Raw genomic sequence first — 24,186 nt, forward strand, 5'->3', positions numbered from 1 at the left:
GCCCGTACAAATAATATGTCCATTTTAATCGATCAAAACACGCGTGTCATTGTCCAAGGCATCACCGGCCGTGACGGCTCTTTTCACGCCAAACAAATGCTGGAATACGGGACCAAGGTCGTCGGCGGCGTGACCCCGGGCAAAGGCGGCCAGGACGTGCAGGGCATTCCGGTCTTTAATTCCGTCAAAGAGGCCAAGGACAAGACCGGCTGTGATGCCGCGGTCATTTATGTGCCGGCCAAATTTGCCAAAGACGCCATGCTTGAGGACATTGCCGCGGGCATTGATCTGATCGTCTGCATCACCGAAGGGATCCCGGTCTTAGACATGGTGGAGGTCAAAAAGGCCTTAGTCGGCAGTCATTCGCGGCTGATCGGCCCCAACTGCCCGGGGCTTATCTCGCCGGGAAAATGCAAGATCGGCATTATGCCCGGACACATCCACAAGCCGGGTAATGTCGGGGTCGTGTCGCGCAGCGGCACGCTGACCTATGAGGTTGTTTTCAACCTTTCCGCCAATGACATGGGCCAGAGCACCTGCGTTGGCCTGGGGGGAGACCCCATCATCGGCACGCGTTTCGTAGAGGCGCTCAAGATGTTCCAGGAAGACCCGGACACCGGCGCCATCGTCATGGTCGGCGAGATCGGCGGCGACGACGAACAAACGGCCGCGCAGTTCATCAAAGACCATGTTACTAAACCGGTGGTGGCCTTTATCGTCGGGCGCACCGCGCCCGCGGGCAAGCGCATGGGCCATGCCGGCGCCATCATTTCCTCGGGCGACAGCACGGCCGAGGCCAAGATGCAGATGCTCAAAGACGCCGGCGTCACCGTCATTGATTTCCCCGACGAAATTCCCCAAGCCCTCCTGGCGAAGATCAAATAACCCACTGATATTTTGCTTGATTTTTGATGATGGTAACACTATAATTCAAGTATGAAATATCGCCACAGGATCATTGAATCCAAGCTTAAAAAATTAAAAGAACATTTCCCTGTGATCGTTGTTACCGGCGCCCGCCAGGTTGGCAAGAGCACTCTTCTGGCTTACCTTTTCGGGAAAAATGCCCGGCATATCGTTTTTGATCCGGTGACCGATGACCTTGGCGCGCGCCGGGATCCGGAATTTTTCCTTCAGCAAAACAAAACCCCGCTGATCCTCGATGAGATCCAATATTCGCCGGAATTGCTGCCCATTATCAAAAAGAAGATCGATCAAGATCGCACGCCGGGGCAGTTTTTCTTGACCGGATCGCAAAATCTCTCTGTGATTAAGTCCATCAGCGAGAGCATGGCCGGCCGCGTGGCCATTGTTGATATGGATGCCATGAGCGTCCCGGAACGCCTTGGGAAATTCAGTCCCGCATTGTGTTTTTGGTTTGAGGAAATACTGCGCGCGGGCAAGGGGGCGGTTTCATTGGATCAATTGAGACGTTCCGGCGCCGTGCAAGCGCGTGGGAATCTTTTTAAAATGCTTTGGAGAGGCGGTTATCCGGGGACTTTAGACCTGCCGGATGATCTATTGGCGGATTATTTTCAGTCATATATCCGCACCTATGTGGAGCGGGACATCCGCGTTATCGCGGAGGTCTCCGATCAGCAAACATTCAGCCGATTCTTTGGCCTTGCTGCCGCGTTGACAGCGCAGGAAGTCAATTATAGCCATCTGGGCAGGGAGTTGGGGATCACCCCGCAAACCGCTTCGCGGTGGCTGAACATCTTAAAAGCGACTTATCAATGGTTCGAACTTCCGCCTTATCACGGAAATTTGGTTAAGCGTTTGAGCAATAAAGGCAAAGGCTACCTCACCGACACGGGATTAGCTTGTTATCTCACCCGTGTTTCATCCCCGGAGGCGCTCGCTACACAGCCATTCTTGGGGGCTATATTTGAGACACACGTTGTCTTAGAGATCAAGAGGATGTTTTCCGCTGTTGTTTCGCCGGTCAATTTTTTTCATTGGCGCGCGCACAGCGGCGCTGAAGTGGATTTAGTGATAGAGCGGGATGGGATTCTCTGGCCGGTTGAGATCAAATGTAAAGCAAAGATCACTTCCGCAGACATCCGCGGTCTTACGGCTTTTCGTGAAGCCTACCCAAAACAATGCGGCATTGGTGTCCTGGTTGCTTCCGTTGAAGAGCCGTATTTTTATTCTAAGGATGTTCTTGTCCTTCCGTATTCACTTTGTGGGAACGCGGAAAAGGGGACGATCAGGGCATGAAAAAACTTAAAAATATTTTTATTTCCGCCATCCATCAGAACGCGGGCAAGACCACCCTGGCGCTGGGGCTGTATAAAAATTTTCAGGAACGCAAGATCCGCACCGCGTTCATGAAGCCCGTCGGCCAGGAAACCGTTTCCATCGGCGGCGCGCCGGTGGACAAGGATTCCTACCTCATCGGCGAGGTCTATCACTGCGCCAAACGCATCAATGACATGAGCCCCATCACCGTGGGCCGCGGCTACACCGAGAAATACATCCTCAATCCCCAAAAGGAAGTCCTCCAGGAAAAGATCTTAAAGTCGTTCCACACTCTGACCAAAGGCAAAGACGCCATCATCGTTGAGGGCACCGGCCACGCGGGCGTGGGGGCGGTCATTGACTGTTCCAACGCGGACGTGGCCGCGCTTTTGGGTTCCAACGTCATCATCGTGTCCCAGGGCGGCATCGGCCGCAGCATTGACGAGATCATGCTCAACAAGGCCCTCTTTGACCTGCGCGGGGTCCCGGTTTTGGGCGTTATCGTCAACAAGGTCATCCCGGAAAAACTGGAAAAGATCAAGAACATCGTCGGCAGGGGGCTGGCCAATAAGGGCATACGGCTTTTGGGCGTTATTCCGGAAACGGAACTGTTGAGCGCGCCCACGGTTGAGCAGATCAAGGAGCGTCTGGACCTGAAAGTGTTTTCCGGCGTGGAAAATTTGCAGGCCCGCGTTTATGACGTCATTGTCGCGGCCATGGAGCCCCATAATATGATGGGCCATTTGCGCGAGGGGGCCCTGGTCATCACCTCCGGCGACCGCGTGGACAATATTTTGGTGGCGGTCAGTTCCTACCTTTTACAGGAAGGCCGCAATATTAAGGTCGCGGGGCTTATCCTGACCGGAGGGCTTATCCCGGATGACAAGATCGCGGGCCTCCTTAAGGACAGCCATATCCCCGTGCTTTGCTGTGAAGCCGACACCTACACCATTGCCGCGGCCATTGAAAACCTCACCTGCAAGATCCAGAAGACCGACAAAGACAAGATCCATGAAGCCCACCGCTTGATCAAAGGCCATGTCAATGTGGACATGATCCTCGAGAACCTGTAAACCCTGCCCCGCCATAGGCGGGGCCTCTTTATGAGTAAATTCTTGACTATTCGTTCGTTATTATTTAAATTAATCAAATGATAGAGTATATTGCAATTATATTCGCTTTCCTATCTGCATTGGCCATTGCCGCGCTTTTACTGACCTTACCGAAGTTCCTTAGTCCCAAAGTCCCCAGTGAAGCGAAATCAAAGCCCTTTGAATGCGGCATGGAGCCCTTTGCTTTGCCAGGAGGGAACATGCCGGTGCATTTCTATATTGTGGCGATGCTTTTTATCGTGTTTGACGTTGAGCTGGTCTTTCTTTTTCCCTGGGCTGTCCTGTTTAGGGAATTGGGTGTTTTCGGGCTGGCGGAGATGGCTGTTTTCCTGGGGTTTGTGGCCCTGGGTTTCTGGTATGTTTGGAAAAAAAGAGCATTAGAGTGGGGGTGAGCACATGTCTTTCTTAAGTTCCCCGACCGGTTTCTTGACTTCGACGATCAAAGATGCTCTGGGTTGGGCGCGCAAGTATTCCATTTTCCAATACCCGTTCGTTACGGCCTGCTGCGGCATGGAGTATATGTCCACCGCCGCCTCCCACTATGATGTGGACCGTTTCGGCGCGGGTTTTCCGCGTTTTTCCCCCCGGCAATCGGACGTCCTTTTTGTCGTCGGGACGATCAGCCACAAAATGGCCCCGGTCTTAAAGACCATTCATGACCAGATGTGCGAACCGAAATGGGTGGTGGCCTTCGGGGTTTGCACCTGCACCGGAGGGTTTTACGACAATTATTCAACCGTCATGGGCATTGACACCATCATTCCCGTGGACATTTATATCCCCGGCTGTCCTCCTCGTCCGGAGAACGTCATTGATGGCTTGATGAAACTCCAGGAGAAGATCCAAAAAGGGGAGCAGTCAAGGACCTTATATGACCCGCGCACCAAAACAGGCCGGCCTGCCGAATTAAGCCAGGGATATTCCATTGAGCAACATATCAAACACATAGAATCCTCGCCATGACACCCAACCTTACGACATCCAAGGAACAGGGAATATTGACGCCCTTGCAAAGAGTCCAGGAACAATTTTCACAGGAGGTCGTGGAGACCCATGCTTTCAGGGGGGACGAAACGCTTGTCATCCGCCCCGGCGCCTTGTTGGCCGTTGCCAAATTTTTGAAAACAGCGCCGGAACTGGATTTCAATTTCCTGATGGACCTGACGGCAGTGGATTATCTGTTTTTCGCCGGCGGAAGGGTCCAAAAAGAATTCCGTTTTGAAGTTGTTTATCATTTTTATTCCCTCAAACATAACCATCGGCTTCGCATCAAGGTCCCTGTGGACGAGAAGGACCCCGAGGTGGATACGCTGACAGGCCTTTGGCCGAGCGCTGATTGGTATGAACGGGAAGCGTGGGACATGTTCGGCATTCAATTCAAAGGCCACCCGAATTTGAAACGGATCCTGATGTATGAAGAATTCCAGGGGCATGCCCTGCGCAAGGATTATCCGTTCAATAAACGTCAACCGCTGATCGGACCACAGAACTGATGGTAACCCAGACGCGCAACATGCTGTTGAACGTAGGCCCTTCGCACCCGGCGATGCACGGGGTCATCCGCTTGATCATGGAATTGGAAGGCGAGAAGATCAAAGGCGTGGACGTTGAGATCGGGTATCTGCACCGGGCCTTTGAGAAAATGTGCGAAACGGTCATGTACGCCCAGTGCTTTCCCTACACCGACCGGCTGAATTACGTTTCTCCGCTTATCAATAACGTCGGTTTCGCGATGACCGTTGAGAAATTGCTGGGCATTGATGTCCCGGAACGCGCGAAATACATCCGCGTCATCATGAGCGAGATCTCGCGCGTCACCGACCATCTGACCTGCATCGGCGCTTCCGCCATGGAGCTGGGGGCCATGTCGGTGTTTTTGTATATGATCAAGGCCCGCGAATATTTGTATGAACTGGTGGAAGAGATCACCGGCGCCCGTCTGACCATTTCTTATGTCCGTATCGGCGGGGTCAAGGCCGATCTGACCGCGGGCTTCGTTGACAAGGCCTTCCAGAAGATCGCGGACGTCCGCAAAGTCCTCATTGAGGTGGATGAGCTATTGACCCGCAACCGCATTTTTTTTGACCGCATGAAGGGCATCGGCACGATCTCTGCCGACGACGCGATCGCCTACGGGATCACGGGTCCATTCTTAAGGTCCACAGGCGTTGCCTATGATGTCCGCAAGGCCAATCCGTATCTCATCTATGACCGCCTGGATTTTGAAGTCCCCACCGGGACCACGGGGGACAATCTGGACCGTTATTTTGTCCGCATGGCAGAGATGGAGCAAAGCTTGCGGATGATCGAGCAATGCTTCCAGCAGATCCCCGATGGGGCCGTTTCCGGCGAGTTAACGGGCTGTTTGGTCCCTGCCGCCCAGATGGTTGACCGCGCCAAGATGGGACAAACCGAAGATCTCATTGAAGATGAGGTTGATCTGGATCCCACGTTGCAGGGAGGGACAAAGAGATATCACGATGCCATCAACGCGGATCAAAAAGACGTTGTCCTGCCCGCCAAAGAAAATACCTACGGCAATATTGAGGGTTTGATGAACCACTTTAAGCTGGTCATGTATGGCCACGGGATCCGTCCTCCCGTCGGAGAGGTTTATTTCCCCGTGGAAGGGGCCAATGGAGAATTGGGATTTTATATTGTCAGTGACGGCAGGGACCTTCCCTGGAGGGTGCGCGTCCATCCGCCGTGTTTCCCGATCATGGCCGCGCTGCCCAAATGTCTGGTCGGCGGCATGATGGCAGACATGGTCTCCACATTCGGGTCCGTCAACATGATCGCGGGCGAGCTGGATAGATAAAATGTTCACCACAGATCTGTTACGACAATTGGACAAGATCGCAGGTCAGTATGAGCAAAAACAGGCCGCGCTTTTGCCTGTTCTGCACGCGATCCAGGAGAAGGAGGGGTTGATCTCCCCGGAGTCGGAACAGGACGTTTCCCGGTATTTGGGCATTCCCGTGGTCCACGTCCATGAAGCGGTTTCTTTTTACCATTTGTTCCATCAAACAAAAAAAGGCAAATGCCATTTTTCGGTCTGTCAGACCACGTCCTGCGCCTTGCTCGGAGGCGAGGACATCATTGAACATCTTAAAACGCGCCTGGGGATCAAGTCCGGGGAAACAACTCCCGACGGAAAGTTCAGTTTGAGCGTGGTGGAGTGCCTGGGGGCGTGCGAGTTAGCGCCCATGATGCAGTACAACAAGGAATACAGGGGTTTCTTGAACAAAAAGAAGATCGATGAGTTGATCGATAAGAATAAATGACACCGAAGGTGTCACCCCCGAATGTTTTAGTCGGGGGTCCAGTGCACTGGATTCCCGATAAAAGCATTCGGGAATGACAAGGATTGTTATGGAAAAAGTCCTCACCAGAAATTTCGGCCTGGAAAATTCGCACCGCCTTGAGACCTATCTTAAAAACAAGGGTTATCAGGCGGCCCGCAAGGCCTTGACCAAAATGACGGGGCCCCAAGTCATTGATGAGATCAAAAAGTCCAATCTGCGGGGGCTCGGAGGGGCAGGTTTCCCGACGGGGATGAAGTGGGGCTTTATCCCGCAGGCCAACCCGAAACCGAAATATTTGGTCGTCAACGGGGATGAAGGCGAGCCGGGCACGTTCAAGGATAAATACATTTTTGAAAAAGATCCCCACGCCCTGCTTGAAGGGATCATCATCACCTGCTATGCCATCGCAAGTCACAAGGCCTATGTGTATGTCCGCGGCGAATACGTCAAATCCATGCAGACCCTGCAAGCCGCGATCGACGAGGCAAATTCATCGGGGTATTTGGGCAAGGGGATCATGGGAACGACGTTTGATCTTGATGTGGTCGTGCATCCGGGGGCCGGGGCATACATTTGCGGGGAGGAAACAGCGCTTTTGGAATCGCTGGAAGGCAAAAAAGGATTTCCCCGCCTTAAGCCGCCGTTTCCCGCGGTGGTGGGATTATTTGGATGCCCGACGGTGATCAACAATGTTGAGACCCTCTCCTGCGTGGGGCCCATCATTGCCAACGGCGGTGAATGGTTCGCCAAATTGGGCTCTCCCAAAAATGGCGGGAACCGGCTTTTTTGCGTGAGCGGGCATGTGAATAAACCCGGGGTTTATGAACTGCCCAACGGCATCACCCTGCGCGCAATCATCTATGAGCATGCCGGAGGGATCCCCAACGGCAGGAAACTCAAAGCCGTTATCCCCGGGGGAATATCAGCTCCGGTCCTGACCGCGGATGAAATTGATGTGAAAATGGATTTTGATTCCTTAAAAGCGATCGGCTCCATGGCCGGCTCCGGCGGGATCATCGTCATGGATGACACCACGGACATGGTCTGGGCAGCCATGGTCGCGGCGCGGTTTTTCGCGCATGAATCCTGCGGCCAGTGTTCGCCCTGCCGCGAGGGCAGCGGATGGGTCTACAACAATTTGAAAAAACTTTATCAAGGGGGAGCGCGGCCGCATGATCTGGCCAATCTTCCGGGGATCATCGGCAATATCGGCGGCAACACGATCTGCGCTTTTGGCGACGCGGTGACCATGTCCGTCGGCAGTTATGTCTCCAAATTCCGCGAAGAGTTTGAAAACAAGATCAAAGAGAGAGTATGCCGAATCTGACCATTGACGGACAAAAGATAGAGGTCCCGGCCGGGACAACAATTATCCAGGCCGCGGAGAAATTGGGAATTGAAATTCCCCGTTACTGTTATCATCCGGCCCTGCCTGTGGCCGGCAATTGCCGCATCTGCATGGTGGAAGTTGAAAAACAGCCCAAACTGCAGATCGCCTGCTATACGCCGGTGGCCGCGGGCATGGTTGTTAAGACGACTTCCCCCAAAGTTCTTGAAGCCCGTAAAAACGTATTGGAATTTTTGCTCGTCAATCATCCGCTGGACTGCCCGGTGTGTGACCAGGCCGGGGAGTGCAAGCTCCAGGATTACTATATGGAACATGGCCAGTACGATAGCCGTCTGGCGTCTGTGAAGGTCAAAAAAGAAAAAAAGGCCTTTTCCATCGGCCCGACGGTGATGCTGGACCAGGAACGCTGCATCCTCTGCACCCGCTGTGTGCGTTTTACGGATACGATCACCAAGACCAGCGAATTCGGGGTTTTTGACCGCGGTGATCATTCACAGCTGGATGTTTATCCCGGCAAAGAGCTGGACAACAAATATTCCGGGAACGTCGTTGATATTTGCCCGGTCGGTGCTTTGACCGACAAGGACTTCCGCTTCAAATGCCGTGTTTGGTATCTGGACCACACCAAATCCGTGTGTCCGGGCTGCAGCATGGGGTGCAATATTGACATTGATTGGGACAAGTCGCGGCCGCACACAGAGAAAAAAGAGCGCGTGATGCGCTTAAAGCCGCGGCACAACCCCGACGTCAACAATTACTGGATCTGCGACAGCGGACGGTACAATTACCATTTTATTGACGAGAACCGTATCCTGTCCCCGCAATACTTGGACAAGATCGTTGAATGGGGCGAGGCGATGGAACGGGTCGCCGAAACGATCCAATCCACCAAGGCGGAGCGCATTGGGGTTTTGGCCTCGGCCCAACTGACCAATGAAGACCTGTTCGTTATCCGCAAATTGTTCAAAGACACCCTTAAAGCGCACGTGGATTTCAGGGTGCCTGAAAAACCGGGTGATAGTGATGATTTCCTTATCAAAGCGGACAAGAATCCCAACACGGCCGGCGCAGCGTCCATCCTTGGGGCCCAGGCAGACGCGCAGACCATCGTGCAAAAAGCAAAGCAGGGAGAACTTGACCTTCTTTATGTGTTCGGCCATGACCTGGTCAAGCTATTCGGCAAAGAGACCGTCGCGCAAATCGCCAAGAAGACCAAACTTTTTGTTTTTCAGGGCAGCAATATCAACGACACCTGCGGCTATGCCCATTTGAACCTGCCCAGCAGTGTTTACGCGGAAAAAGACGGGACATTCACCAATTGCCAGCAGAGGGTGCAGCGCATCCGGCCGGCATTCTTTCCGTTGGGCGAATCCAAAGGTGATTGGGAGATCGTGTCCTTTGTCGCCGGACAATTGGGGGCCCCGCTTTCTTACAAAGGTCCCCAGGACGTATTTGATGACATCGTCAAAACCGTTGCCGGGTTTGCGGGGATGTCTTATGAGAAGATCGGCGATCAAGGAATGATCTTAAAAAAATAAACCATGCAAGACATTTGGATCAAACTGATATTGGCCTGCGGTACGATATCAATGATGTTCGGCATCGCCGGGCTGTTGACCTGGGTTGAGCGCAAGCAAAGCGCGGTGATGCAGGACCGCATCGGCGCTAACCGCGCGTCCATTTTCGGCTTCAAGGCTCTGGGCCTTTTTCACGCCATCGCCGACGTGCTCAAAATGCTTAGCAAAGAGGAATTCATCCCACAGGGCGCCAACAAGTTCCTGTTCAATATTGCCCCTTATTTATCCATCACGTTCGCTCTGGTCGGTTTTGCGGCCATCCCCATCGGCGATCAGCTGATCGTGGGGACCAAGGTCATTGAACTTCAGGCCGCGAATATCAACATTGCCCTTCTTTTTATTTTTGCCATGATGTCCATGAGCGTTTATGGCGTGGTGCTGGCCGGGTTTTCTTCCAATAATAATTATGCTTTTTTGGGCGGGATGCGCGGCGCCGCCCAGATGATCGCGTATGAGATCACCATGGGGGCGGCCATCATGGGCGTCATCATGGTCTATAACACGCTGGACCTTCAAGCGCTGGTCCGCGCTCAAGGGGAATATCTGATGGGTGGCTGGCTTCCCAAATGGGGGGTCTTTGTCCAGCCGCTGGCCTTTATTTTATTTTTGACCGCGGCCACGGCCGAGACCAAACGCACCCCGTTTGACCTTCCCGAGGGGGAGTCGGAGATCGTCGGCTATTTCGTGGAATACAGCGGCATGAAATTCGGCATGTTCTTTATGGCCGATTTGGTGGAAACAGTCCTGGTTTCCGCCCTCATGACGACCTTGTTTTTGGGCGGATGGCAGGTGCCTTATCTGCATCCGGATGGATTTCACTTCCCGTGGGGGAGCTTTGCCGCGCTGCCGCATCTGGCTGTCGCGGGCTTAGGGGTTTTGGCGTTCTTTGCCAAACTGACTTTCTTTATCGGGATGTTAATGGCTGTGCGCTGGACCCTGCCGAGATTCCGTTATGACCAACTGATGCGTTTAGGATGGCAGATATTGCTTCCGGCATCCCTGGTTAACATCGCGGTCACGGCAATTGTGCTTATAGTATTTAAAATTTTATAAGAGTATGATTTTTTCCGCCAGAGGCGGATCCGCCTTTGGCGGAAAGGTGAATTCATGGAACACCCGGAACTTGAGAAATATTTTGATGTCAAAGGGCCTTTTGCTTTTTTGCGCTTGGCCCAGATGAAGCGGGCGTGGAAGAACAAGAACCGCCGTGAATTGACATGGTGGGAGAATACCTATATCCCGTCGGTGGTCAGCGGCATCTATCTGACCTCCAAACATTTCTTCCGCAACTTCACCCTGCACGTTTTTCATGCCGTCGGCCTTTTTAAGGAAATTCCCGCCGCGGTCACGTGTCAATATCCCGAACAGACCCGGCCTTTGGCCAGCCGGACAAGGACGCGCCACCGGCTGACGAAACGCGAGGACGGTTCTCCCCGGTGTGTGGCCTGCATGATGTGCGAGACCGTCTGCCCCGCCCGCTGCATTGAGATCACGGCGGCCGAACACCCGGACCCCAACATTGAGAAATACCCAGCCGAATTCATCCTGGATCTGGGCAAATGCGTCTACTGCGGTTTTTGCGTGGAGGTCTGCCCGGAAGATGCCATCCGCATGGACACCGGCCGGCTCGATATCGCTGAATATTCCCGCGAAAGCATGATTTACGACAAAAAGCGGCTGATGGAAGAGTAAAGGAGGGTAATGAGAATAACGTTGAGACTTGTGTGTTTCTTGGTCGGTATTGTGGCCCTGGTCGCGCTCGTGTTCTCATTCTGGCAGGTCAGGCAGGAAGAAGACCGTCTCAAGGGAGAATTGGAAAAAAGGGCCGGTGTTTTTGCCGACAGCCTCAAGATCGCGGTTGAGCCGTTATTATCGGCTGATAATGTTCAGGCCCTTCAGAGCATGGTGGACAGGTTTTCTAATCGTGAACGGCTGGTTGGCATCGCCATTCATGATGTCCGGGAAAATTTGATCGTCGCATCCACGGAGATCCGTCCGCGGCTGGAAAAAGACCCGGGCTTCTGGGCGCAGGGGGTCCAGGACGTTGAGCGTTCAGGCGGGGAGCACGGCAGTTTTATGGGCTTCGGGAACGAGGCATTATATGTGTATGCCATTCCGATCCTGGCGGACAACGAGGTCACGCGCGTTCTGTCGATCTTTTATGATGCCGGTTATATCCAGGAACGCATCCACCGCCTCTGGATCAACAGTTTTTGGCGGGCCTCTATCCAGGCATTCCTGATCACATTAGCGACGTTTCTTCTTATTTATCTCAACGTGATGGCCCCCATCAAGAAAACCACCGAATGGATCAGGAGGATCCGCAAAGGTGAATCTGTTCCCAGGCTGGATGCCAAGGGAGAATTGCTGCTGGGCCCTTTGGCCCAGGAGATCACACAAATGGCCAAAAGTTTGGAGATGGCCAGATTTGCCGCCGAGGAAGAGGCCCGTTTGCGGTATTCTTCGGAATCCCGATGGACGCCGGAGCGTTTGAAGGAGGTGGTACGGCTCAAGCTTAAGGACAAGCCGCTGTTCGTGGTCTCCAACAGGGAGCCGTACATGCATATTCATAACGGCAATCGGATCGAGTGCATTGTCCCGGCCAGCGGCTTGGTCACGGCCCTTGAGCCGGTGCTCAATGCCTGCGGAGGCACATGGATCGCGCAGGGCTCGGGTGACGCGGACAGGGAAACGGTCGACAAGAACGATAAGGTCAGGGTCCCTGTGCAGGAGCCGAAATACACCCTGCGGCGCGTATGGGTGGACAAGGACGTGGAAGAAGGATTTTATTCCGGATTTTCTAATGAAGGACTATGGCCTTTGTGCCATATCGCGCATACCCGGCCCATTTTCAGGAGCAAGGACTGGGCCGATTACAAGGCCGTCAACAAGAAGTTTGCCGACGCGGTCCTGCAAGAGATCGACGGGGTGGAGGGGCCTTATATTTTGATACAGGATTATCATTTTGCGTTGCTGCCGCGTTTGATCAAAACGGCAAGGCCGGATGCGCGGGTGGCGATCTTCTGGCACATTCCGTGGCCGAATCCGGAATCGTTCGGCATTTGTCCATGGCGCAAAGACCTTTTGCAGGGCATGCTCGGCGCGGACCTTATCGGTTTCCATACGCAATTCCATTGCAATAACTTTATCGAATCCGTGGACCGGTTCCTCGAATGCCGCATTGATTATGAGCATTTTACCGTCAATCGTGAGGGCCACACCACATGGATCAAGCCGTTTGCCATCAGCATCGATTTCAATCCCGCCGACGGGGCCCAGCCCCAGACCCCATCCACAAAAGAGGGCCTGCTGAAACCCCACGGCATCCAGGCCCAATGGCTTGGTGTGGGAGTGGACCGGCTGGATTATACCAAGGGCATCGTGGAAAGGTTTCGGGCCATCGAGAACCTGCTGGACAATCATTCGGCCTTCAAGGGAAAACTCACCTTTGTCGAATTGGGGGCCCCGAGCCGCATCATGATCCCCAAGTATAAGGAATTCATCGATGAGATCGTCAAGGAGACCGAGCGCATCAACGCGAAGTTCAAAACAAAGAACTGGCAGCCCATCCTGCTGTTGATGAAACACCACAGCCACAAGGACATCATCCCGTTTTATAAGGCCGCGGACGTGTGCATGGTGACGTCCTTGCACGACGGGATGAACCTGGTCGCCAAGGAATTCATTGCGGCGCGCGATGATGAGCAAGGAGTGCTGGTCCTAAGCCAGTTCACCGGGGCTTCCAGGGAATTGAAGGACGCGCTGATCGTCAATCCTTATGATGTCGGTCAGATGTCGGAGGCACTCAAGCAGGCCCTGGAAATGCCGGACAAGGAACAGGCCGAGCGCATGAAGCGCATGCGCGATATCATCAAAGACAACAATATTTACCGCTGGGCCGGCGAACTGGTGGGACAATTGACCCAGGTCCGGATCGAGGGCGAGGAACCTTCCGCATGACGCAAATTTTCGACGCTCTGGATGCGTTAAAGGGCCGCGTCGCCGGCAGAGAGCTGGTCCTTTTTTTGGATTATGACGGCACGCTGGCGCCGATCGCACAGAGGCCGGAGAAGGCCGTACTCGCCTCCGCGATGCGGTCGCTCTTGCAGGACCTGGCTGCGGCCCCCGCGTGCAAGGTCTGCGTTGTCAGCGGCAGGGCGCTCGCGGACATCAAGGAGCTCACCGGTGTCAGCAATATTAGTTATGTCGGCAATCACGGCCTTGAAATGGACGTTCCCGATTTCGTTTTCGGGAATTTCGATCTTGCGCGGACCGGGGAAGTTCTGGGTCTCTTGAAGGAAGAGATCGGCAAGGCCATCTCTTCTTTCGAAGGTGCGTTCGTTGAGGACAAGGGTATCACGTTGAGCGTGCACTACCGCCTTGTCAGTCCCCGGTCGGAAGACCCCATCAAACGTTTGCTGGAGGACATCACGAAACCCTTCGTGGCCAGGGGGGAAGTGCGCGTCAGTTCGGGCAAGAAGGTTTTTGAAATAAAGCCGCTCATTGATTGGGACAAGGGCCGGGCCGTTGCATGGCTCTTGGGCGAGCATCAAAAGGCCTGCGGGACGATGCCAGCTGTCGTTTATATCGGGGATGACCGGACGGACGAGGATGCGTTCAAAGCCCTTACAGGCAGGGGCATCACCATCAAGGTCGGCGAAGGCGCAACGGCCGCGGAGTATCATGTGAAAGACCAGAACGAGGTCATTGTCCTGTTGAAGGCGATCTTGGGCTTAAGGAGGAAGGAATGACCGCGGGGTCCCCCAAAAACTTGAATTATGGCATCATCGGCAACTGCACCAGCGCGGCATTGGTCAATGAGGACTGTTCCATTGATTGGCTATGCCTGCCTTTTTTTGACTCTTCTTCCGTGTTCGCGCGTATTCTCGATGAACAAAAAGGGGGACATTTTAAAATTTGGGCAAAAGACATTTTAAATGTTGAGCAGTCCTATCTGTATCACACTCCTATCATCAAAACAGTTTTTACGACCAAGGACGGGGTATTTGAGGTGAGGGATTATATGCCCCGTTTCAGTCCTCATATTGGACAGGTTTATTGTCCGGCCGAGATCCACCGGGATGTTCATCTGGTCCGGGGAAACCCCAAGATCATTGTTGAATTTAAACCCAGACCTAATTACGGCTTGAGCGAGGCCCAATTGACCCCGCATCCTGAATATTTAAAAGTAACGTCCGTTCAGGGCGAATACAACAGTTATTATCTTTATACAAATTTCAACATGAATGACATCATGCAGGACAGGGAAATTGAGCTTAAAGGACCGGCTTATTTTCTTTTGTCCTATCACGAGAAAATGGACCCGGTGACCCAGGATAAAATATTGATGGAATACGAACGGACAAAAAGTTATTGGCTGGATTGGGTTTATCGGACAAAAGTTCCCGGGAAATACCAGGAGATGCTCCTGCGTTCGATCATCACGCTCAAACTGTCCATGTTCCAACGCACCGGCGCGGTCATTGCCGCGCCGACAACGTCCCTACCGGAGATCATCGGGAAAGACCGCAACTGGGATTACCGTTATTGCTGGGTGAGGGACGCGTCCATGATCATTGATCTGTATTCCCGCATCGGACATGCCAGGACCTCGTTGAGGTATATCAATTTCATCCTGAACCGGATGCTCGTTAAAGATTACAACATTTTAGTGGTGTACGGCATTAACGGGGAAGAGAAGCTTGAGGAAAGGACCCTGGACCATTTGAGCGGGTATGAGGGATCGCGTCCGGTGCGCGTCGGCAATGCCGCCTATAAACAGAAACAAAATGACGTGTACGGGGAGCTGATCGAGACGATCTACACTTCATTTGTCGTTGATTCCCGCAGTGACCTGTTATTGAATGAAGAAACCTGGACGGTGGTGCGTTCTTTGGTCAAAAATGTGGAAAAAATATGGAAAGAGCCGGACAGCGGCATATGGGAACGCAGGGGATCCCTGCGGCATTTTGTCCATTCCAAGCTCATGAGCTGGGTCGCGATGGACAGGGCGGCAAAGATCGCCCAATTCATCGGCAAGACGCGTTATGTCGCGGGATTCTTAAAGGTGGCGGAGGAGATCAAGGAGGATATTTTAAAGAATGGATGGGATGATGAGTTAAAAAGTTTTGTGATGTATTATGGCGGCAAGGAATTGGACGCTTCCAACCTCTTGATGCTTCACTATGGCTTCCTGAACAAGGACGATCCCCGCATGGTGAGCACGGTGCTTAATACGCATCAAGTGTTGACCAAGGACGGTTTTGTCCTGCGTTACAAAGCCCCTGATGAATTCGGCAAGCCGCAAAACGCCTTTATCGTGTGTACGTTTTGGATGATCAACGCGCTGTACCTGATCGGGCATGAACAGGAGGCGCGCGATATGCTGGAGAAGATCATGTCTCATGCCAACAGATTCGGGCTTTTTTCTGAAGACATAGAGACAGACACCGGACGTTTGACGGGCAATTTCCCCCAGGGGTATTCCCACCTGGCCTTTATCCAGACCATTTTTGTTCTGGAAACGCAATATGACTGGAGCGACGCGTCCAGGAAACGGATAAAATAATACCCAGACATGGTCCTCATTTTTTCCTCCCTCTTAATTCTCGGAATCATTTCAGGCCAATTTGTTGATTTTTTTCAGGTCCGCGGGATCTTGACCTTCAGCGCGTCCGTATGCCTGGCTTATATCATGATGGATGTGGGGCGAGAATTTTCCGTTGAGAAGAGAAGTGTGGGGAGCTATGGACGGGATTCTCTGATCGCCACGGCGGCCGCGGTGCTCCCGGCGGTCCTGTGGTTTGGATATTTTGTGGTCTTTGTCAATAGCCATTGGAAGCCGGCGTTATTGTCAGGGCTTTCTTCGGCGCCCACGTCCGCCGGCGTTCTTTTCGCGATGATGACGGCGGCGGGTCTTTCCGCCGGCTGGGTCTTTAAGAAAGCGCGGGTCCTGGCTGTCCTGGATGATCTGGCGACCATCCTGTTATTAACGCCGCTTGCGATCATCATGTACGGGTTTGAATGGAAGGCGATCGCGGCGCTTATCCTGGTCGGTGTATTGTTATTCGCGTCATTCCGTTGGCAGGGCGCCATTCCATGGCCGGTCAGAACAATTTGGCTTTCTGTTTACGCGTTTGTCTTAACGGGCATGGTTTTTCTGGTTGAGCAGGCAACGCACATTCATTTGGGAGTGCTGGTTCCGGCCTTCGTGTGGGGATGTTTACTGCGCCTGCCCGCGGATCAGAATCTTGAAGGACCGTCCCCCAGGATATCTTTGGACGCTGTCATCAAGGGAGCGTTCATGCTGTTAGTCGGGCTGACCTTTCCAAAGATCGTTGCCGGATCGGCTTCCCTGGCGCAAACGGCAGGGCATGTGCTGATCCTGACAATATTGGCGAACGTCGGGAAATTATTCCTGGTTTTTTGCTACAAGACAGAGGCCTCTTTGAAAGAACGGATGGCTTTGGGTGTTGCGATGTTCCCCCGCGGGGAAGTGGGGGCCGCGATTTTGCTCATCGCCATCGGCTATGGCCTGGGCGGCTACGAAAACACCCTGGCCATCTTAAGCTTGGCGCTTAACCTAGTCCTGACCGGGGCGTTTATCTGGATCGTGATCCGTTTATTGAAACCTACTCGTTCTCTTTCCTGACGTCGATCCCCATGATCTCCCCGCCGCGGACCTTGACCTTCACCACGATGGGCGCACAGCAGACCTCGCAATCCACCACCAGCCGTTGTTCGGACCCACCGGTCGTGTCCACCATAAGCGTGTTGTCCTGGCCGCAGTAAGGACACACAAAGTTTTCGTCATGTTCCAGAGGCATAATTTAATAATACTCCCGTGGCCATGGCCGCGTCAAGGAAAGGGCCCCAGATTTTATAGCTTGATTTTATACAATAAATGTGCAGAATTAATAAAAGAAGCTACCACATACGTTTCATCCCCGCCGCTTCTGTTTAATAATCCCCGTTTTTGATAGAATTGCCACGGAAGTTAAAATAATGAACTTGCAAATACAACCATATAGTTGTATACTTTAGTAGGTAGCAGAATGAGTAAATTTACATGTATTTATTATCAAACCGATGCAGGGAGAAGGCCCGTTGAGGAGTTTATTGATTCTTTGCATGAAAGAACGCAGCAAAAGTATTTTGAGGTGGTGGGGTTATTAGAGGATTATGGGAAGAGTTTACCAAAGCCGCACGCGGATTTTTTAGGCGGTGAGATTTATGAGCTTCGGTTTGTAGGGATTGAAGGGAAAGTAAGAATTTTATATTTCTTTTATCATGGCAACAAGATCATTTTTACAAATGGTTTTGTAAAGAAACGGCAAAAGGCCCCTAAGATAGAGGTTGAATTAGCCAAAGAGAGAAGAATTCTTTATATCGGGAAGCACAATGGGTGACATATGAAAGAAATGACCGTTAGAGAACATCTTCAGGAGAAATTGAAGAATCCTTATTTCAAGGAACTGCACGAACTTGAGCAGCAGAAGTATGCCATTGTTAAGAAAATCATTGATTATCGTATTAAGCAGAATCTCACCCAAGCGGATCTAGCTGAGCAGATCAAAGTATCTCAACAGCATATTTCTAAGATCGAGAGCGGCGAGTTCAGCAGTGTGGCTACGTTAGAGAAAGTGTTATTGGGGATCGGCATGACCGTCAGGATCGGGGTTGTTAAATTAAATCCCCAGATCCATAAGAAAATAACCCGGGCAATGACCCATTCTGTTTAAGGCGGTTTTTTGCGTTATGGATGGATGAGGGACATTCCTTTGACGGCGGTGATGGCCGCGTCAAGGAAGGGGCCTTGGAAGATCCCGATGCCGACGATGCCGACGATGGCAACTCCGAGGACCAGGCGCATGGGCAAGGATACGGGGATGGGGGAAGTTGTGCGAGGCGCGTCAACATAAACGCGTTTGACGACCATCAGGTAGTAGTAGGTTGAGATTACGATATTGACCACCGCAATGAGCGCCAGCCATACCAATCCGCTGTTGACCGCCGCCATCAGTAAGGTGAATTTCCCGAAGAATCCGGCCAATGGCGGCACGCCTGCCAACGAGACCAGCGCCAAAAGCATGGTGCAGGCCAAAATGCCTGAACGCTTGGAAAGCCCCGCGTAATCTTCAATGTCATCGCCTTTTGCGGCAATGGAAAACAGGACAATGACCAGGAACGCCGCAAGATTCGTGAACAAATACCCCAACAGATAGAAATTGATCGCCGACGCTCCAAGGATCGTTCCCGTGGCAGCACCCATGAGAAGATAACCGGCATGGCTGATGCTGGAATAGCCCAGCAATCTTTTGATATTCGTCTGGAACATGGCCACCAGATTGCCGTAGGTCATGGTGATGGCGGAAAGAACAGCCAGCATCAAACTCAACTCCATGTGCCAGGGAGCAAAGACGCCGAAGAAAAGGCGGATGAGGACCACGAATCCTGCGGCTTTGGACCCGACGGACAACAGGGCCGTCACCGGCGTCGGGGCGCCCTGATAGACATCCGGGACCCACATATGAAAAGGAACAGCCGCGATCTTGAAACCCACAGCCGCAAAAACGAGGACCAGGCCAAACGCCATCATGGGGGTCATGGCATGGGTGGCGGCAAACACCTGGATGGCATCAAAGCGCGTGGAGTGGGTGACGCCATAGAGAAAACTCATGCCGTAGAGGAAGAAGCCCGACGACAAAGCGCCCAGGATCAAATATTTCATGCCCGCTTCAATGGAAAGTTTATCGCTTTTCAGATAAGCGGTCATGACGTACAGGGAAATGGTGAGTATTTCGATCGCAATAAAGAGCAAAAGGAAATCCGCGGAAGACGCAACAAGGCACATTCCGATCAACGTCAGCCACAATAATAAATAGAATTCGTTGCGCCGTCCCCCTAAGGACTTGAAGTATTGCTGGGTCATGACAAAAACGAAGACCATGGCCAGCAGGAAGAACATTTTAAAAAACCAGGCCAGGGAATCCATCACAAACATCCCGCCGAACGTTGTTCCGGCGAGATCGTGCTGGGTGAGCCAGAAGGCAATGAGGCCGGAGAGGGCGATGAAACTTGAAATGCCGAGCCAGTCCTTTTGTGTATTTTTCGGCAACAAGATGTCCATCACCATCAGGGCCGCGATGATCAGGGCGATGAGCAACTCCAATGAAATTAAGTTCCAGTCAATGACGGGGAACATAGCGTTCTTTCATATTTTGTCACCCTTTTGTCATGCCCGAATGCTTCTGTCGGGCATCCAGTGCATTAGTGTCTGGACCCCCGACTAAAACATTCGGGGGTGACAAGCGGAATGACATTCAATATTTAATACGACTACTCTCGACAATCGCTTTTGTGCTTGAGTCAATGTGATTCAAGATCAGCGACGGAAAACATCCGGCGAGGATCAATACGGCCAATAACAGCGCAAAGGGCAATTTTGCCAGAGGTGTTTGGGCATCCAACAGTTTGGAACAACGGGGATTCAGCGGCCCTTGGAAACCGAGGCGGATGGCTTTGAGCATATAAATGGCCGTGAGCACGACGCCCAGGACAGCCAGGACGGTATATAAACGGTATTGGTCCCACGCGCCTAAGAGGATCATGATCTCCGAGACAAAATTCGCGAATCCGGGTACGCCCGCGGAGGCGAGGGCTGCCATGGCAAAACACGTGGCCACAAACGGCATCTGTTTGGCCAGGCCGCCCCATTCATCCAAATTGCGGGTCCTGGTTTGATCGGCGATAAATCCGGTCAACGCGAAGGCGAGCGCCGCCATGATGCCGTGGGCGAACATCAAAAACACCACACCGTTAATGCCGATCACATTAAAACAGGCCAGGCCCAGCAGGATGTAGCCCATGTGGCTGCAGCTGGAATACCCCAAAATATATTTGAGGTCCCGCTGGGTCAGGGCGACTAATCCGCAGAAAAGGATATTGACGACGGCCAGGGCGGCGATGACGGGCATCCAGGTATGGGCGGCCTCGGGCATCAATTGAATGGCGAAGCGGATAATGGCATAAGCGCCCATTTTTTTGAGCACACCGGCGTGCAGCATGCTGATGGCTGTGGGCGCTTCCGCATACCCCACCGGAGCCCAGGTATAAAAAGGCCAGAGGGTCAGCGTTACGCCAAATCCGACGACGATCAGAGGGAAGACCCAGTTTTGAACGCTGATCGGCAAAGGATTGGCTGCTAAATACTGCTGGATTTGGACCAGATCAAATGTCTGCAAGCCGGTCGCAAGATATAAGGCAATGAGCCCGATCAGGGCCAGGGTCGCGCCGGCGATCAGATAAAGGGTCAATTTCATGGCGGCGTATTCACGACGCTCGGACCCCCAAATGGCGATCATTAAAAAGACCGGGATGGCCGCGACTTCGTGGAAGAAATAGAAAAAGAAAATATCCAGGGAGAGGAAGGCGCCGTAGGTGCCGATGACTGTGATCAATAAAAGGATGTAATATTCTTTGACCCGCTCCTTGATGGAGCCGCTGACGAGGAGGGCGGCGAAAGAAACGACCCCTAAGAGCAGCAAGAGCAGGGAATTGATCCCGTCGACCCCGACATGGTATGAGATGCCGAGCGGGGCGACCCAGGGGATTTTCTGAACGAATTGAAAACCGCCTGCCGCGTGATCGTAAGCAGCCAACACCCAAACAGATAAAAGGAAAGGCAGAAGCACGGCAGCCGTAGAGATCCTGCGGATCGAAGAGGTCTTGTCAGACCCGACCATGAAAAGCAGGCCTAAGCCCGCCAAGGGCAGTAAAAGGATCCAGGAAAGATCAGGAACCATCATAATTGTATGACCAGCGCAAAAAACAGGGCAATGACGCCCAGAACAAAAATCAAAGCATAGAATTGGACCAGACCGGTTTGCAGATAGCGAAGGGTCCTGCCGCCGGCTTTTGCCGCAGCTGTCAGGCCATGAACTCCGAAGCCCACAATGAAAGTTTTTTCAAACCACGATAAAAGGACGGCAAAGCTTTGCTGGACGCGGTCCACATACCACCCGTAGACAACGTCAAAATAGTATTTATTTTTTAAAACAGAATAGAAGGATCCGAGTTTTGTTTCCAGCGGGTCGCGGCTGGGGTGCTTGCTGTAGATCATATACGAGAGCCCTAACCCTAACACGGCAACCAAGGAAGAGATTAAAGCGACCCTCATATTAAGTCCTTCGTGCGCTTCCTGCGGATACAGGAAGTTGGGAATACCGATAAAACCTCCGACGACCGAAAGAATGGCTAAAAAGATCAAAGGGTAGGTCATCACCGCCGGGGACTCATGGGCGTGATCAGACGCGGCGGGCTTGCCCTGAGCAACGTCGAAGGGCTTGCTCCAAAAGGCGGTCCAGAACAGGCGGCCCATGTAAAAAGCAGTCAACAGCGACGTGACCGTCGCCATCCAATAGAGCAGGACATTGTGTTGTGATGCCAGGGCCAGGATCTCGTCCTTGCTCCAAAAACCGCTTAAAGGAAAGATACCGCACAAAGCGAGCGTTCCGATCATGAAGGTGACGCCGGTGATGGGCATTTTTGCCAAAAGCCCGCGCATGTTCCAGATATTCTGCTCGTGATGAAGAGCACAGAGCACGCTACCGGCACCCAAAAAGAGCAGGGCCTTGAAAAAGGCATGGGTCGTTAAATGATACATGCCTTGCATGGGGCCGGACAAGCCCAAAGCCATGACCATCAGACCCAATTGGCTAAGCGTTGAATAGGCGAGGATGCGCTTAATATCATTTTCAACAATGGCGAGGGTCGCGGCCAACAGCGCCGTGATCCCGCCGACATAGGCAATGACGGTGAGCGCCGCGGTCAAGGGCTCAAAAATAAAGAACGTGCGCGCCAACAGATAAATACCTGCCGCCACCATCGTTGCCGCGTGAATGAGCGCGCTGACGGGCGTGGGGCCCTCCATAGCATCCGGCAGCCACACGTGCAAGGGGACCTGGGCGGATTTACCGACGACACCGCAGAACAGCAGCAATGCGGCCACCATCAGCAGATGAGGGTCTAAATGAGGAACAGCCCGGGCCAGGTCCGTAAAAACAAAACTGCGGCCGTGGCCGATATCGGAGATGCTCCACAACAAAAGGATCCCGCAGAGAAATCCAAAATCCGCAAAGCGATTGACCATGAACGCCTTGACCCCGGCATCCGCGGCAGAGGGCTTGTGATACCAGAAACCGATGAGCAGATAGGAGCTTAAGCCCACCAGTTCCCAGGAGATGAACAGTTGAATCAAGTTGTTGGCCAGGACAATGCCTGTCATGGAGAAGGCGAACAAACTCAAGAACGCGAAGAACCTGGGGCTGCCCGGGTCCTCGGCCATATAGCCCCTGGAATAGATAAAAATGGCGCTGCCCACACCGGTGACGACCAAAAGCATCATGACCGCCAGCGGATTGACGAGAAATCCGAAGTCAATGGTCAGCGTGTCAAGCCGTATCCATGTCAGGGACTGCTGGAATTCAACGGGGGGATGGGATTGGAATATTTGTGCCGCGACTAAAATCGTACAAACAAAAGAAATGAGGATGCCGGCAATGGCTAATAATGAACTCCATGTTTTAGAACGCAGGAAAAAAAGGGTAATGAGGACACAGGCGGTTAGCGGCGCAAAATACGCTATCCAAACCAAGGACGGGTCTACCATTTCATTTCCTTCAATTCATCGGCCTGGATCGTGGCAAGGCGGCGGTACATCAGGACAATGATGGCAAGCCCTATGGCGACTTCCGCGGCGGCGACAAGAATGACAAAAAAGACGATCAATTGTCCGGCATAATCCCCGTTGAATTTGGAAAAGGCGACAAAAACAAGGTTTGAAGCGGCCAAAAGAAGTTCCAGGGACAAGAGGACCTTGAGCACGTTGCGGCTTGTGATGACGCCCACAATACCGACGGAGAAGACAATGCCGCTCAAGAGGAGATAGTGTCCAAGCCCGATCATTGGTTCCCCGCTTCCTTGCCCGTATTGAATGCTCCCTGGGCCAATGAAACGATCCCGAAGATCGCGATCAGCAGAAGAAGCGATGTCAATTCAAAGGGAAGCAGATAATCCGTAAAGAGGACCCTGCCGATGGTTTCAATGGTCCCGCGGACCGAAGAAGGGCCCATGGTCTGGGCCGCGATGAAACTTTTGACGGCCAAAAAGAATGAGGAGGCGAACATGAGCCCGACAACCCCTCCAAGCAACCGAAAACGGCTTTGTTGGACCGATGTGATCGTGGCCGCGTTAAGGTTCAGGCACATGACCACAAACAGGAAGAAAACGAGGACCGCCCCCGCGTAGACCAATATCAGGATGATCCCGACAAAAAAGGCCTCTAAAAGGACAAAAAGAGAAGACAGGGCAAAGATGGCGACGACCAGGGCCAGGACATTGTAGAGGGGGTTTCGCGCCAGAATGACGGCAAGGCTTGCCAGGACCAAAACAGCCGCAAAGAGATAAAAGAAAAGGGCAGGCATATGCTCAATATAGAAATAACCGTCATATTGTCAAGAATATTGTGCTATTGTTGTATTTTTTCAGCGGATAGAGAGAAAATTTGTCATTCCCGAAAGTTTCTGTCGGGAATCCAGACAAGG

24 protein-coding genes are annotated in these 24,186 nt (G+C 52.7%); 18 read left to right on the top strand and 6 right to left on the bottom strand.

Features of this window, described 5'->3' with window-relative positions; all coding sequences use genetic code 11:
- The first annotated feature begins 15 nt into the window (after positions 1–15).
- From sucD to Q7K71_04390, 16 genes are all read left to right on the top strand, one after another.
- Positions 16–885 (top strand): succinate--CoA ligase subunit alpha, encoded by an 870-nt coding sequence (gene sucD, locus Q7K71_04315; protein ID MDO8675322.1) that lies wholly within the window; start codon positions 16–18, stop codon positions 883–885.
- A gap of 51 nt (positions 886–936) precedes the next feature.
- Entirely contained in the window at positions 937–2,220 is a 1,284-nt protein-coding gene (locus Q7K71_04320) for an ATP-binding protein (protein MDO8675323.1), read from the top strand.
- Positions 2,217–3,314: an AAA family ATPase gene (locus tag Q7K71_04325; GenBank protein ID MDO8675324.1), complete on the top strand. Its 1,098-nt coding sequence runs from the start codon at positions 2,217–2,219 to the stop codon at positions 3,312–3,314. Before Q7K71_04320 ends, Q7K71_04325 begins: the two co-directional genes overlap by 4 nt.
- Before the next feature lie 77 nt (positions 3,315–3,391).
- Positions 3,392–3,745, top strand: coding sequence for an NADH-quinone oxidoreductase subunit A (locus tag Q7K71_04330; protein ID MDO8675325.1), 354 nt, complete (start codon positions 3,392–3,394; stop codon positions 3,743–3,745).
- Positions 3,746–3,749: 4 nt separating this feature from the next.
- Positions 3,750–4,316, top strand: a complete 567-nt coding sequence (nuoB, locus tag Q7K71_04335; GenBank protein ID MDO8675326.1) for an NADH-quinone oxidoreductase subunit NuoB — start codon at positions 3,750–3,752, stop codon at positions 4,314–4,316.
- Complete coding sequence (locus tag Q7K71_04340; GenBank protein MDO8675327.1) at positions 4,313–4,846, top strand: NADH-quinone oxidoreductase subunit C; 534 nt, start codon at positions 4,313–4,315, stop codon at positions 4,844–4,846. The genes nuoB and Q7K71_04340 overlap by 4 nt, the downstream gene beginning before the upstream one ends.
- Positions 4,846–6,171, top strand: coding sequence for an NADH-quinone oxidoreductase subunit D (locus Q7K71_04345; protein ID MDO8675328.1), 1,326 nt, complete (start codon positions 4,846–4,848; stop codon positions 6,169–6,171). Before Q7K71_04340 ends, Q7K71_04345 begins: the two co-directional genes overlap by 1 nt.
- Position 6,172: 1 nt before the next feature.
- Complete coding sequence (locus Q7K71_04350) at positions 6,173–6,637, top strand: NAD(P)H-dependent oxidoreductase subunit E (protein ID MDO8675329.1); 465 nt, start codon at positions 6,173–6,175, stop codon at positions 6,635–6,637.
- Positions 6,638–6,725: 88 nt separating this feature from the next.
- Positions 6,726–7,985, top strand: coding sequence for an NADH-quinone oxidoreductase subunit NuoF (gene nuoF / locus Q7K71_04355; protein ID MDO8675330.1), 1,260 nt, complete (start codon positions 6,726–6,728; stop codon positions 7,983–7,985).
- A complete protein-coding gene (locus Q7K71_04360; GenBank protein MDO8675331.1) occupies positions 7,973–9,544 on the top strand; it encodes a 2Fe-2S iron-sulfur cluster-binding protein in 1,572 nt (523 codons plus the stop codon). Before nuoF ends, Q7K71_04360 begins: the two co-directional genes overlap by 13 nt.
- 3 nt (positions 9,545–9,547) lie before the next feature.
- Positions 9,548–10,636: an NADH-quinone oxidoreductase subunit H gene (locus tag Q7K71_04365; GenBank protein ID MDO8675332.1), complete on the top strand. Its 1,089-nt coding sequence runs from the start codon at positions 9,548–9,550 to the stop codon at positions 10,634–10,636.
- A gap of 54 nt (positions 10,637–10,690) precedes the next feature.
- Positions 10,691–11,275 carry an NADH-quinone oxidoreductase subunit I gene (locus Q7K71_04370; GenBank protein ID MDO8675333.1) on the top strand — a complete coding sequence of 195 codons (585 nt, stop codon included), beginning with the start codon at positions 10,691–10,693 and terminating at the stop codon, positions 11,273–11,275.
- A 9-nt stretch (positions 11,276–11,284) separates the two neighbouring features.
- Positions 11,285–13,543 carry a trehalose-6-phosphate synthase gene (locus tag Q7K71_04375; protein ID MDO8675334.1) on the top strand — a complete coding sequence of 753 codons (2,259 nt, stop codon included), beginning with the start codon at positions 11,285–11,287 and terminating at the stop codon, positions 13,541–13,543.
- Positions 13,540–14,334 carry a trehalose-phosphatase gene (otsB, locus tag Q7K71_04380; protein MDO8675335.1) on the top strand — a complete coding sequence of 265 codons (795 nt, stop codon included), beginning with the start codon at positions 13,540–13,542 and terminating at the stop codon, positions 14,332–14,334. Before Q7K71_04375 ends, otsB begins: the two co-directional genes overlap by 4 nt.
- Positions 14,331–16,151 carry a glycoside hydrolase family 15 protein gene (locus Q7K71_04385; GenBank protein ID MDO8675336.1) on the top strand — a complete coding sequence of 607 codons (1,821 nt, stop codon included), beginning with the start codon at positions 14,331–14,333 and terminating at the stop codon, positions 16,149–16,151. The genes otsB and Q7K71_04385 overlap by 4 nt, the downstream gene beginning before the upstream one ends.
- A 9-nt stretch (positions 16,152–16,160) precedes the next feature.
- Positions 16,161–17,234, top strand: coding sequence for a sodium:proton antiporter (locus tag Q7K71_04390; GenBank protein MDO8675337.1), 1,074 nt, complete (start codon positions 16,161–16,163; stop codon positions 17,232–17,234).
- On the opposite strand, the gene Q7K71_04395 is transcribed toward Q7K71_04390, so the two are convergent.
- A complete protein-coding gene (locus tag Q7K71_04395) occupies positions 17,215–17,409 on the bottom strand; it encodes a CPXCG motif-containing cysteine-rich protein (protein ID MDO8675338.1) in 195 nt (64 codons plus the stop codon). The genes Q7K71_04390 and Q7K71_04395 overlap by 20 nt on opposite strands.
- 228 nt (positions 17,410–17,637) lie before the next feature.
- Here Q7K71_04395 and Q7K71_04400 point away from each other — a divergent pair, with 228 nt between their 5' ends.
- Positions 17,638–17,991, top strand: coding sequence for a type II toxin-antitoxin system RelE/ParE family toxin (locus Q7K71_04400; GenBank protein MDO8675339.1), 354 nt, complete (start codon positions 17,638–17,640; stop codon positions 17,989–17,991).
- Between the two features lie 12 nt (positions 17,992–18,003).
- Positions 18,004–18,324, top strand: coding sequence for a helix-turn-helix transcriptional regulator (locus tag Q7K71_04405; protein MDO8675340.1), 321 nt, complete (start codon positions 18,004–18,006; stop codon positions 18,322–18,324).
- A gap of 14 nt (positions 18,325–18,338) precedes the next feature.
- Here the strand turns inward: Q7K71_04405 and Q7K71_04410 are convergent, their stop codons facing one another.
- From Q7K71_04410 to Q7K71_04430, 5 genes are all read right to left on the bottom strand, one after another.
- Positions 18,339–19,787: an NADH-quinone oxidoreductase subunit N gene (locus Q7K71_04410; GenBank protein ID MDO8675341.1), complete on the bottom strand. Its 1,449-nt coding sequence runs from the start codon at positions 19,785–19,787 to the stop codon at positions 18,339–18,341.
- 118 nt (positions 19,788–19,905) lie between these two features.
- Positions 19,906–21,390 (bottom strand): NADH-quinone oxidoreductase subunit M, encoded by a 1,485-nt coding sequence (locus Q7K71_04415; protein MDO8675342.1) that lies wholly within the window; start codon positions 21,388–21,390, stop codon positions 19,906–19,908.
- Positions 21,387–23,252: an NADH-quinone oxidoreductase subunit L gene (gene nuoL / locus Q7K71_04420; protein ID MDO8675343.1), complete on the bottom strand. Its 1,866-nt coding sequence runs from the start codon at positions 23,250–23,252 to the stop codon at positions 21,387–21,389. Before nuoL ends, Q7K71_04415 begins: the two co-directional genes overlap by 4 nt.
- Positions 23,246–23,548 (bottom strand): NADH-quinone oxidoreductase subunit NuoK, encoded by a 303-nt coding sequence (gene nuoK, locus Q7K71_04425; GenBank protein MDO8675344.1) that lies wholly within the window; start codon positions 23,546–23,548, stop codon positions 23,246–23,248. Before nuoK ends, nuoL begins: the two co-directional genes overlap by 7 nt.
- Positions 23,545–24,066, bottom strand: a complete 522-nt coding sequence (locus Q7K71_04430) for an NADH-quinone oxidoreductase subunit J (GenBank protein MDO8675345.1) — start codon at positions 24,064–24,066, stop codon at positions 23,545–23,547. The genes nuoK and Q7K71_04430 overlap by 4 nt, the downstream gene beginning before the upstream one ends.
- Positions 24,067–24,186: the final 120 nt, after the last annotated feature.

The sequence above is a fragment of the Candidatus Omnitrophota bacterium genome, from assembly GCA_030650275.1.
Lineage (GTDB): Bacteria > Omnitrophota > Gorgyraeia > Zapsychrales > Fredricksoniimonadaceae > JACPXN01.